The following is a 10,634-nucleotide window of genomic DNA, read 5'->3' on the forward strand; positions in this document are numbered from 1 at the left end:
CGTTCGCTTATCACGGCCTTACGTCATCGTCCGTCAGCCTGGGAACTGGGGGATATACGTGACCATGGCCATACCTGGACACTCGGCATGAGCCGCAATTTCTGAGCATGTTCGGAGGACACCAGTGGGACGACTCTTCGGCACGGACGGCGTGCGCGGTGTCGCCAACGCGGACCTGACGGCTGAGCTGGCGCTCGGCCTGTCCGTCGCGGCGGCGCACGTACTGGCCGAGGCGGGCACGTTCGAGGGCCACCGGCCGACGGCGGTGGTCGGACGGGATCCGCGGGCGTCCGGGGAGTTCCTGGAGGCCGCCGTGGTCGCCGGCCTGGCCAGCGCGGGCGTCGACGTGCTGCGCGTGGGCGTGCTGCCGACGCCGGCGGTGGCGTACCTGACCGGCGCGCTCGCCGCCGACCTCGGCGTGATGCTCTCCGCCAGCCACAACGCCATGCCCGACAACGGCATCAAGTTCTTCGAGCGCGGCGGCCACAAGCTCGCCGACGAGCTGGAGGACCGTATCGAGGCCGTGTACGAGGAGCACCGCACCGGAGAGCCCTGGAACCGGCCGACGGGTGCCGGGGTCGGCCGCGTGAAGTCGTACGAGGAGGGCTTCGAGCAGTACGTGTCGCATCTGACCGCCGTACTGCCAAACCGTCTGGACGGTCTGAAGGTCGTCCTCGACGAGGCGCACGGCGCCGCTGCCCTGGTCTCGCCCGAGGCCTTCAAGCGGGCGGGCGCCGAGGTCGTCACCATCGGCGCCGAGCCGGACGGACTGAACATCAACGACGGGTGCGGCTCCACGCACCTGGACCTGCTGCGGGCCGCCGTCGTCGAGCACGGCGCCGACCTGGGCATCGCGCACGACGGCGACGCCGACCGCTGCCTCGCCGTGGACCACACGGGCGCCGAGGTCGACGGGGACCAGATCCTGGCCGTGCTCGCGCTGGCGATGCGGGAGCGTTCCGCACTGCGCTCCGACACCGTTGTCGCGACGGTCATGTCCAACCTGGGCTTCAAGCTGGCCATGGAGCGCGAGGGACTGTCCCTGGTGCAGACGGCAGTCGGTGACCGGTACGTCCTGGAGGAGATGAAGGAGCACGACTACGCCCTCGGCGGCGAGCAGTCCGGGCACGTGATCATCTCGGACCACGCGACCACCGGGGACGGCACGCTGACCGGGCTGCTGCTGGCGGCCCGGGTCGCCCAGACGGGACGTACGCTCCAGGATCTCGCGTCCGTCATGGAGCGGCTGCCGCAGGTACTGATCAACGTCCCCGACGTCGACAAGTCCCGGGTGTCCAGCTCCGCCGAGCTGGCGTCCGCGGTCGCCGACGCCGAGCGCGAACTCGGGTCCACGGGGCGGGTGTTGCTCCGTCAGTCCGGCACCGAGCCGTTGGTGCGCGTGATGGTCGAGGCCGCCGACATCGACCAGGCCAGGTCGGTCGCCGGGCGGCTGGCGGACGTGGTGAAGTCGGCGCTCGGCTAAGCGCTCCGCTGGAAATGCGGTTCGAAGCCCTCCGGTTCTAGAACTCCGCTTTCTTGTTGGTGCGTTCACGCTGCTTGGCCCAGAGCCACCTCTGGGCCAGCAGGGTGAGCGTGCCGGCGAGGATGATGCCCAGCAGGTTGAGCAGGAGCTGCTCCGTGGAACCCCAGGTCTGGCTCATGTCCCCGTAGCTCAGGGCCACCGCCGCGTTGGCGGCCGCCGGGACGGTCGTCACGGAGATGGCGACGCCGACCAGGGCGCCCGACTTGGCCGAGGTCAACGAGAGGGTGCCGGCCATGCCGGCGAGGACGGCCACGATGAAGGAGAACGCGTCGGGGGCGTAGACGAAGGCGGTGTTGGGCCGCTCGCCCTCCAACTGGCCCTCGCTGAACAGGTCGAGGCTGTCCATGAAGAGGCTGAACCCCACGGTCACGGCCATCGCCACGGCGAAGCCCACCAGGAGCGCGATCAGCGAACGCGCCGCCAGCCGTGGATGGCGCTGCACGACCGCCGTACTGAACCCCGCGAGCGGCCCGAACTCAGGGCCCACGGCCATCGCGCCCACGATCAGGATCGCGTTGTCGAGGACCACACCACAGGCCGCGATCATCGTGGCGAGCGTGATGAAGGCGACGTACGTGATCGAGAGCGTCGACTCCTCGTGCGTGGCCTCCGCCAGGTGCTCCCACAGGACCGCGTCCGCGCCCTCGCCCGGCGCCTCCTCCTCCGCCTTCTCGGCGCGCTTCGACAGCGAGAGGTGGATGTCGTCGACGGCGATCGAACCGCACTTGTCGATGTCCAACGCGACCAGCCCGCTGATCAGTTCGTCACCCGCCTCGCGCGCGACGTCGCACGTCACGATGTCCCCGGCGGGGTTGCGGGCGACCCCCGGCACGACGACGAGATGAGTGGCGCCGACCGTGTTCTCGATCAGACGCACCACGTCGTCGGTCTTGTCGGCGGGCGTGATCAGGCGCAGGTGCAGCATGGGGGCAGGGTAGCCGTGCCTGATTACAGCTTGCGCAGGCTGAGGCGCTGGACCTTGTGGTCCGGGCCCTTGCGGACGACGAGGGTGGCGCGGCCACGGGTGGGGGCCACGTTCTCGAGAAGATTGACCTTGTTGATCGTCCGCCAGGTCGTACGGGCGTAGTCGAGGGCCTCGTCCTCGGAGACCTGGGTGTACTTGCGGAAGTACGAGGACGGGTTCTGGAACGCCGTCTCGCGGAGCCGGTGGAAACGATGCAGGTACCAGCGCTCGATGTCCTCGGCCCTGGCGTCGACGTACACGCTGAAGTCGAAGTAGTCGGCGAGGCCCACCCGGGTGCGGCCGTCCTTGCCGGGCAGGGCGGGCTGCAGGACGTTCAGGCCCTCGACGATCAGGATGTCGGGGCGGCGCACGGTGAGCCGCTCGCCGGGCACGATGTCGTAGATCAGGTGGGAGTAGACGGGCGCGGTGACCTCGTCCTTGCCGGCCTTGATGTCCGCGACGAAACGGGTCAGGGCCCGTCGGTCGTACGACTCCGGGAAGCCCTTGCGCGACATCAGGCCGCGCGCCTCGAGCTCCTTGGTGGGCAGCAGGAAGCCGTCCGTGGTGACCCGCTCCACCCGCGGATGCTCGGGCCAGCGGGACAGCAGGGCCTGGAGGAGACGCGCGACGGTCGACTTGCCGACCGCCACGGAACCCGCGACCCCTATGACGAACGGGGTGCCGGACTGGGAACCCTGCTCGCCGAGGAAGGTGTTCAGGGCGCCGCGCAGGCCGTCCGTGGCCTTTACGTACAGGTTCAGCAGCCGGGACAGCGGCAGGTAGATGTCCCGCACTTCGTCGAGGTCGATGACATCGCCCAGACCGCGCAGCTTCTCGACCTCCTCGGCGGTCAGCGGGAGCGGCGTCTTCTCACGCAGCGCACTCCACTCGGCACGGGTGAGGTCGACGTAGGGAGTCGCCTCCGGCCTGGACCGGTGGGCGCTCCGCGGCAACGAGGAGACCGAAGAGATCACAGTCCATTGTTACGGGAGTGTGGACGCGTCGGCGGGTGGAGTCCGTCACGTATGCGCGTCTGTGCGCTCGCCTGTGGACGACCTGTGTGGAAAGTATGGACCTGCGGGGCCGGTGGGGATACGGTCCGGGAGCCGGAGGCGCCGCCTTCCGGAACTTCTGGGGGTTGGGGGTAGCCGTGGCCATGCGGATCCTGGATGCCGTACGACGGAGATCCACGCGCACTGATGCGGACTTCGCCGGGCGCGTGAGCAGCGAACTGGCGGTGGATCTGCCGGACGAGGACTTGGGGGAGTACCTCTACGACTGCATCGACCTGTACGAGATGGGCAGCAAGCCGCGGTGCGAGGAAGTGGAGTACCTGGAGCTGGTGCAGGAGGCGATAGAGCGGGTCGAGCGGGGGCAGTAGGGCAGCGCACGGGCCTGTAGGCGCGGGCAATGGGCCGGCGTCGAGGGCGTGCGCCGTAGGCTGCCCGCATGTGCGGAATCGTGGGTTACGTGGGGCCGCAGTCGGCGCTCGATGTGGTGGTGGCCGGGCTCAGGCGGCTGGAGTACCGGGGGTACGACTCGGCGGGCGTCGCGGTCCTGGCCGACGGCGGGATGGCCGCCGCGAAGAAGGCCGGGAAGCTGGCCAACCTGGAGAAGGAACTGGTCGACCGGCCGTTGCCGACCGGATCCACCGGCATCGGGCACACACGCTGGGCCACACACGGCGGACCGACCGACGCCAACGCGCATCCCCATCTCGACAACGCGGGGCGCGTGGCCGTCGTACACAACGGGATCATCGAGAATTTCGCCTGCCTGCGGGCCGAGTTGGCGGAGCGGGGGCACACGCTCGAGTCCGAGACGGACACCGAGGTCGTCGCGCATCTGCTGGCCGAGGAGTTCTCGGCGTGCGCCGACCTGGCCGAGTCGATGCGGCTGGTGTGCCGACGGCTGGACGGGGCCTTCACGCTGGTGGCCGCGCACGCCGACGAACCGGATGTGGTGGTCGGGGCGCGACGGAACTCGCCGCTCGTGGTGGGCGTCGGAGACGGCGAGTCCTTCCTCGCCTCGGACGTCGCCGCGTTCATCGCGCACACGCGGTCGGCGATCGAGCTGGGCCAGGACCAGGTGGTGGAGCTGCGCCGGGACGGGGTGACGGTCACCGGCTTCGACGGGCGGCCCGCCGAGGTGCGGACGTACCACGTCGACTGGGACGTCTCAGCGGCCGAAAAGGGCGGCTACGACTACTTCATGCTCAAGGAGATCGCCGAGCAGCCCAAGGCTGTCGCCGATACGTTGCTCGGGCGGATCGACAAGGCCGGGTCGCTGACGCTCGACGAGGTGCGGATCCCTCTGGGGGCGCTGCGGGAAGTCGACAAGGTTGTGGTGGTCGCCTGTGGGACGGCTTTCCATGCCGGATTGATCGCCAAGTACGCCATTGAGCACTGGACTCGGATTCCGTGCGAGGTGGAGCTGGCGAGCGAGTTCCGGTATCGCGATCCGATACTGGATCCGCAGACTCTGGTGATCGCCATCTCCCAGTCAGGCGAGACCATGGACACGCTGATGGCGCTGCGGCATGCGCGCGAGCAGGGTTCCAAGGTGCTGGCGATCTGCAACACCAACGGGTCGACGATTCCCCGCGAGTCGGACGCGGTGCTGTACACGCACGCCGGACCGGAGGTGGCTGTCGCCTCGACGAAGGCCTTCCTGACGCAGCTCGTGGCCTGTTATCTGGTGGCGCTGTACCTGGGCCAGGTGCGGGGCACGAAATGGGGCGACGAGATCTCCGTAGTCATTCGGGATCTGGCGGAGATCTCCGGTGCGGTCGACCGCGTACTGGAGACGATGGAGCCTGTACGGGAGCTGGCGCGGTCCCTCGCCGACAAGAACACCGTGCTGTTCCTGGGGCGGCATGTGGGGTATCCGGTCGCTCTCGAGGGCGCGTTGAAGCTCAAGGAGCTTGCGTACATGCATGCCGAGGGGTTTGCGGCGGGTGAGCTGAAGCACGGGCCGATCGCTCTGATCGAGGAGGATCTGCCGGTGGTCGTGGTGGTGCCTTCACCTCGCGGGCGGTCGGTGCTGCACGACAAGATCGTGTCGAACATCCAGGAGATCCGGGCGCGGGGGGCCCGGACGATCGTGATCGCGGAGGAGGGGGACGAGGCGGTCGTTCCGTACGCGGATCACTTGATTCGGATCCCGGCGACTCCGACGCTGCTTCAGCCACTGGTGGCTACGGTCCCGTTGCAGGTGTTCGCCTGTGAGCTGGCCACGGCTCGGGGGAACGAGGTGGATCAGCCTCGGAACCTGGCGAAGTCGGTGACAGTGGAGTAGCTCTCGCTCTTCAGGGCTTCGATGAAGGGGGTGAAGGCTCCGGTCGGGAAGGTGAGGGTGGCCCTGGCCGGGGCCTTGGAGTCGCGGATGGCTATGTGGGTGGGCGAGTTCGCGATCTCCACGCAGGCGTTCCCGTCATCGGGGCCTGAGTAGGACGACTTCCGCCAGTTGTCCATGGGGTGCCTCACAGCTCTTTCGCCAGTCGGTTGATGAAGTCACGCGACCGTTCGGGGTCGAGTGATACCGCTTCCACTTTACGGAAGCGCGTTCGAAAGGTGTTGAGCTGTGCTTCGGAATGGATGAAGGCCAATCCCTGGGGCACGTCGCGCACGACGGTATCCAGTTTGGGGAGGGGGCCACCGACGTACGTCATGGTGCTGGCCGCTCTGCCGAAGCCGTCCAGATCGAACGGGATGACACGCATGGTGATGTTGTCGGATTCGGAGAGCTCCACGAGTTTGGTCAGTTGAGCCTGGGCGGCGGCCCGGTCGCTGACCCTGATGCGTAGAGCGGCCTCGTGGATCACCAACTCGTACGGGATGGTGATGTGTTGGCGTCGCATGCGGTGACGCAGGCGCAACTCAAGTTCATCGTCGGTGAGTTCGGGCACCCTGGCGGAGAAGACCGCGCGAGCATATTCCTCCGTCTGCAGTAGGCCCGGTACGTACAGGATTGCCACCTCGTGCAGGAACGTGGCGTGGTGTTCCAGTTCGGCGAGGTCCAGGAACGACGTGGGCAACAGGCCCTGGTACTCCTCCCACCAGCCGCGTGTCCGGTCGGTGGCCATCGCGACCAGGGCGTCGATGAACTCGTCGTCCGTACAGGCGTAGTGGGACGCGAGGCGGCGAAGCCGCTTTTCGCTCACGCCCGCGAGTCCAGACTCGATGTGGGTGATCTGGGCGGGGCTCACTCCGAGCAGTGCTGCCGCCTGGCGGGCGTTGAGGCCTGCCGCTTCGCGGAGCTTGCGCAGTTCAGCCGCCAGCCGCATCTGGCGTGCCGTTGGTTCGTGCCTCAAGAGTCTCGACTTCTCCTCCGTTCAACGCGCCTGTGGGCGCGACTCGTTCGGGGTCAGATTACGGGATCGGCTTGCCGCATCTCTAGATTTAGATCTACCTTCAGTGACGCGACGCACACGCTGCGGAACACCGGGACCCCGGAAGCGCACCGCCCCGTCCTGCCATGACGGCTGCGGCACTGCCACCGCCCGCCACGCGCAAATCCCCACCACTTCCACGGAGTTGACGCATGCCCGAAAACGAATCGGAACCCTGGGAGTACTCCCTCTACATCCCGAACGACCCGCGCGCCGTCACCATCAGCCGCCGCACCCTCCGCCTGATCCTCACCATGCACGGGCTGATCGGGCTCGTCGACACCGCCGAACTCCTCGCGACCGAGCTGGTCGCCAACGCCGTACGCCACACGAAAGGACCCGCTGCCCTGCGGGTGTGCTGGTCGGCCGGCGTGCTGAGGCTCGGGGCGTGGGACGCCGACCCCGAGCCGCCGGAACCACCACGGGCGTTGGATCAGCTCACCGAGCAGGAGGAGGGACGCGGGCTCGCGCTGGTCCGGGCGTGCTCGGACCTGTGGGGATGGCAGCCGTTGTCCAGGTTCGGCAACCGGGGCAAGTACGTGTGGTGCGAGCTGACCTCGGCGGCGTGAACGATTCATCGCCGCTCGAAAGGGTGAACGCACCCCGATCACCCGGACAATCCATCTCTTGATCCACTTAGGTTGCGCACATGGTCACATCAGCTCACGAGGGCATGCACCGGATCTTCCAGGAGCGGCCCGAGATCCTGACTCCCGTGTTCGGGGTGCTGGGCGTCCCGTTACCTCTGAAGGTGACCGTGGACGCCGTCACCACGGACGTGACGGAGACCCGGCCGCTGGAGCGACGCGTGGACACCGTGCTGCGCGTCGGCCCGTCCGACGGCGAGGACTTCGTGCTCGCCGTCGAGGCGCAGTCGTGCAAGGTCGCGCGCAAGGAGGCGAGTTGGGCATATTACGTCGCTTACCTACAGGCGAAGTACCGGCTGCCCGTGTTGCTTCTCGTGGTCTGTCAGGACAGGGCCACGGCCAAGTGGGCGGCCGGTCCCTTCGACTGCGGCACGCGCGGCTGGACGGCTCAGCGGACGTATCCACTGGTGGCCAGCCCGGAGAACATGCCGGTGATCACCGACGCCTGGACCGCGGCGAAGAACATCGCACTGGCCGCGTTCTCCGCCCTGGCACACGCCCGCAGCGCCGACTGCGGCGCCATACTGAAGGCAATCACCACCGCCCTTCAGGAGATCCAGAAGACGGATCCCAAGACTGCCGACTACTTCTTCGACCTCCTGGAAGTCAACCTGGGCAACAGCCCAGCCGGAAAGAAACTGAAGGAAATCATGTCGTTTGTCAGCTACTTCCCCGGCCGGGGGACGGTCCGTGAGACGGCTTACCTCGAAGGCAAGGTCGAAGACCGGGCCTTGCTGATCCTGCGTGTTCTGGAGAAGCGCGGCATCCCCATCCCCGAGGTAACACGGGAGCGCATCACCTCGTGCGCTGACCTCGACATCCTCGCCTTGTGGTTCGACCGCTCCCTGACAGCCACAGCGGCCGAGGATCTGTTCGCCGAGGACCCGGAGGTTCCGGGGACCAGTCCTGAAGAGGCCTGAGCGTTGACAGACCTGCAAGACAATCAGCAGAGCCTGAACCCGGAGCTGCAAGAGGAAATCTCAGGCATTTCCTTTTCGCTCATGGCGGGCATGGCCTTCACGGGGTTCTCACCCAAGAAGGCCACGGCCGAACTCCACAGAAGGTTCAAGGAGATCCTCAAGCGGGAGGGACTGTCTCCCTGGGAGATCGCGTATCTGCGGGGCAAGATCGAGAAGCGGCCGCCGGGTCACGCCGAGCCGTGGGCCTCAGGGTACGCCGCAGGCCTGGCGAAGGGGCTGGCCAAGGGAACTCTGGCCGTGCTGGAAGTACGGCGGCTCTCCATCTCCGACGATGTCCGCGAGCGCATCACCACTTGTACAGAACTCGCTCGCCTCGACGACTGGCTCGACCGGGCCGGAACGGTCGAGCGAGCGGAGGACCTGTTCAGGGTGGGTGCGGAGCTTCACCGGGAATAGGGTGCCCGGCATGAGCATCATCGGGGTCGGTATCGACGTGGCCGAGATCGACCGGTTCGCGGCGTCGCTGAAGCGGACGCCCGGGCTGGCTCAACGGCTGTTCCTGGAAAGCGAGTTGTTCCTGCCCAGCGGGGAGCGCCGGGGTGTCGCTTCCCTCGCCGTTCGGTTCGCTGCCAAAGAGGCCCTCGCCAAGGCGCTTGGCGCACCGCCCGGACTGCACTGGACCGACGCCGAGGTCTACGTCGAGGACAGCGGGCAGCCCCGGCTGCGGGTGACGGGGACGGTGGCGGCTCGGGCGGCGGAACTGGGCGTGCGGTCGTGGCATGTGTCGCTCAGTCACGATGCCGGGGTGGCGTCGGCGGTAGTGGTGGCCGAGGGGTAAAGGAGCCAGACTCGGCGTATGCGTACTGCGTACAGCGTGGAGACAGTAAGGGCGGCTGAGCGGGACTTGATGGCGCGGCTGCCGGAGGGCGCGCTGATGCAGCGTGCCGCCGCCGGACTCGCCGCCGCCTGCGCGGACCTGCTCGGCCGGGTGTACGGCAGCCGGATCGTCCTGCTGGTCGGCAGCGGCGACAACGGCGGCGACGCCCTCTACGCCGGGGCCCGGCTGGCCCGGCGCGGCGCGGGCGTCACGGCGGTGCTGCTCGCGCCCGAACGCGCCCACGCCGGAGGGCTCGCGGCGCTGCGCCGGGCGGGCGGGGCCGTCGCGGGCACCGGCGACGCGGAGCAGCTCATCCTGCGGGCCGACCTCGTCGTCGACGGCATCGTCGGGATCGGCGGCAAGGGCGGGCTGCGTCCTGACGCGGTCCCGCTCGCCACGCTGGCCGAGCAGGCGCGGGCCGCCGTCGTCGCCGTCGACCTGCCGAGCGGCGTCGACGTCGACACGGGCCAGGTCCACGGCGCCGCCGTCCGGGCCGACCTGACCGTGACCTTCGGAACGCACAAGCCCGGCCTGCTCGTCGACCCCGCACGGGAATACGCCGGATCCGTACGCCTGGTCGACATCGGGCTCTCGCTGCCGGACGAGGCCGAGTTGGAGGCGTTGCAGCATGCCGACGTGGCGGCGTTGCTGCCGGTGCCGAGGGCCGAGAGCGACAAGTACCGGCGGGGGGTCGTCGGGATCGCCGCCGGGTCCTCCCGGTATCCCGGGGCTGCCGTGCTCGCCGTGGCCGGGGCCCTGCGGGGCGGGGCGGGAGCCGTTCGGTACGTCGGGCCGGCCGGGGACGCCGTGATCGCTCGGTTTCCGGAGACGCTGGTGTCCTCCGGGTCGCCCGAGCGAGCCGGGCGCGTGCAGGCGTGGGTCGTCGGACCCGGGGCGGGGGACGACTCGGAGGCCGTGACGGCCGTGCTCCGGGCCGACGTGCCCGTCCTCGTGGACGCGGACGGGCTGCGGCTCGCGGACCGTGATCTCGTACGGGCACGGCGGGCGCCCACGCTGCTGACGCCCCACGCGGGTGAGGCCGCGGCGCTGCTCGGGGTCTCGCGGGACGAGGTCGAGGGGGCGCGGCTGCGGTTCGTGCGGGAGCTTGCGGAGCGGTATGGGGCGACGGTGTTGCTGAAGGGGTCGACCACGTTGGTGGCTTCGCCCGGGGGTGGGGCGGTGCGGGTGAATCCGACGGGGACGTCGTGGCTTGCCACGGCGGGGAGCGGGGATGTGCTGTCGGGGCTTACCGGGTCGCTGCTTGCGGCTGGGCTTGCCGCCCTGGACGCGGGG

12 protein-coding genes are annotated in these 10,634 nt (G+C 68.7%); 8 read left to right on the plus strand and 4 right to left on the minus strand.

The window, feature by feature from the left end; translation table 11 throughout:
• Positions 1-124 precede the first annotated feature (124 nt).
• On the plus strand, positions 125-1,483 hold the full coding sequence (gene glmM, locus G5C60_RS31465) for a phosphoglucosamine mutase (protein ID WP_165264406.1): 1,359 nt from the start codon (positions 125-127) through the stop codon (positions 1,481-1,483).
• A 37-nt stretch (positions 1,484-1,520) separates the two neighbouring features.
• Here the strand turns inward: glmM and G5C60_RS31470 are convergent, their stop codons facing one another.
• Both G5C60_RS31470 and coaA read right to left on the minus strand, forming a co-directional pair.
• Positions 1,521-2,468, minus strand: coding sequence for a DUF389 domain-containing protein (locus tag G5C60_RS31470; RefSeq protein WP_165264407.1), 948 nt, complete (start codon positions 2,466-2,468; stop codon positions 1,521-1,523).
• A gap of 23 nt (positions 2,469-2,491) precedes the next feature.
• Positions 2,492-3,481: a type I pantothenate kinase gene (gene coaA, locus G5C60_RS31475; protein WP_165264408.1), complete on the minus strand. Its 990-nt coding sequence runs from the start codon at positions 3,479-3,481 to the stop codon at positions 2,492-2,494.
• Positions 3,482-3,576: 95 nt separating this feature from the next.
• Here coaA and G5C60_RS31480 point away from each other — a divergent pair, with 95 nt between their 5' ends.
• The gene (locus G5C60_RS31480) at positions 3,577-3,888 is read left to right on the plus strand and encodes a hypothetical protein (RefSeq protein ID WP_241267218.1); all 312 of its coding nucleotides are present in this window, start codon (positions 3,577-3,579) and stop codon (positions 3,886-3,888) included.
• Between the two features lie 68 nt (positions 3,889-3,956).
• Positions 3,957-5,804 (plus strand): glutamine--fructose-6-phosphate transaminase (isomerizing), encoded by a 1,848-nt coding sequence (gene glmS / locus G5C60_RS31485; protein WP_165264409.1) that lies wholly within the window; start codon positions 3,957-3,959, stop codon positions 5,802-5,804.
• Here glmS and G5C60_RS31490 read toward each other — a convergent pair.
• Positions 5,765-5,980, minus strand: coding sequence for a DUF397 domain-containing protein (locus G5C60_RS31490; protein WP_165264410.1), 216 nt, complete (start codon positions 5,978-5,980; stop codon positions 5,765-5,767). The two genes, glmS and G5C60_RS31490, sit on opposite strands and share 40 nt — an antisense overlap.
• A gap of 8 nt (positions 5,981-5,988) precedes the next feature.
• Entirely contained in the window at positions 5,989-6,792 is an 804-nt protein-coding gene (locus G5C60_RS31495) for a helix-turn-helix domain-containing protein (protein ID WP_165264411.1), read from the minus strand.
• A 257-nt stretch (positions 6,793-7,049) separates the two neighbouring features.
• Here G5C60_RS31495 and G5C60_RS31500 point away from each other — a divergent pair, with 257 nt between their 5' ends.
• The 5 genes from G5C60_RS31500 to G5C60_RS31520 form a co-directional block, all read left to right on the plus strand.
• On the plus strand, positions 7,050-7,466 hold the full coding sequence (locus G5C60_RS31500) for an ATP-binding protein (protein WP_165264412.1): 417 nt from the start codon (positions 7,050-7,052) through the stop codon (positions 7,464-7,466).
• A gap of 80 nt (positions 7,467-7,546) precedes the next feature.
• Complete coding sequence (locus G5C60_RS31505) at positions 7,547-8,464, plus strand: hypothetical protein (RefSeq protein WP_165264413.1); 918 nt, start codon at positions 7,547-7,549, stop codon at positions 8,462-8,464.
• An 81-nt stretch (positions 8,465-8,545) separates the two neighbouring features.
• The gene (locus tag G5C60_RS31510) at positions 8,546-8,920 is read left to right on the plus strand and encodes a hypothetical protein (protein ID WP_241267216.1); all 375 of its coding nucleotides are present in this window, start codon (positions 8,546-8,548) and stop codon (positions 8,918-8,920) included.
• Between the two features lie 10 nt (positions 8,921-8,930).
• A complete protein-coding gene (locus tag G5C60_RS31515) occupies positions 8,931-9,302 on the plus strand; it encodes a holo-ACP synthase (RefSeq protein ID WP_165264414.1) in 372 nt (123 codons plus the stop codon).
• Between the two features lie 18 nt (positions 9,303-9,320).
• The coding region (locus G5C60_RS31520; RefSeq protein WP_165264415.1) for an NAD(P)H-hydrate dehydratase at positions 9,321-10,634 on the plus strand (1,314 nt) is incomplete at its 3' end.

The organism is Streptomyces scabichelini (assembly GCF_011045015.1).
Classification (GTDB): domain Bacteria; phylum Actinomycetota; class Actinomycetes; order Streptomycetales; family Streptomycetaceae; genus Streptomyces; species Streptomyces scabichelini.

Bases quoted from the DNA above. Each gene is read 5' to 3' on its own strand.
- G5C60_RS31470 (WP_165264407.1), bottom strand. From the start codon at position 2,468: ATGCTGCACCTGCGCCTGATCACGCCCGCCGACAAGACCGACGACGTG.
- G5C60_RS31480 (WP_241267218.1), top strand. From the start codon at position 3,577: ATGGACCTGCGGGGCCGGTGGGGATACGGTCCGGGAGCCGGAGGCGCC.
- glmS (WP_165264409.1), top strand. From the start codon at position 3,957: ATGTGCGGAATCGTGGGTTACGTGGGGCCGCAGTCGGCGCTCGATGTG.
- G5C60_RS31490 (WP_165264410.1), bottom strand. From the start codon at position 5,980: ATGGACAACTGGCGGAAGTCGTCCTACTCAGGCCCCGATGACGGGAAC.
- G5C60_RS31495 (WP_165264411.1), bottom strand. From the start codon at position 6,792: ATGCGGCTGGCGGCTGAACTGCGCAAGCTCCGCGAAGCGGCAGGCCTC.
- G5C60_RS31500 (WP_165264412.1), top strand. From the start codon at position 7,050: ATGCCCGAAAACGAATCGGAACCCTGGGAGTACTCCCTCTACATCCCG.
- G5C60_RS31505 (WP_165264413.1), top strand. From the start codon at position 7,547: ATGGTCACATCAGCTCACGAGGGCATGCACCGGATCTTCCAGGAGCGG.
- G5C60_RS31510 (WP_241267216.1), top strand. From the start codon at position 8,546: ATGGCGGGCATGGCCTTCACGGGGTTCTCACCCAAGAAGGCCACGGCC.
- G5C60_RS31515 (WP_165264414.1), top strand. From the start codon at position 8,931: ATGAGCATCATCGGGGTCGGTATCGACGTGGCCGAGATCGACCGGTTC.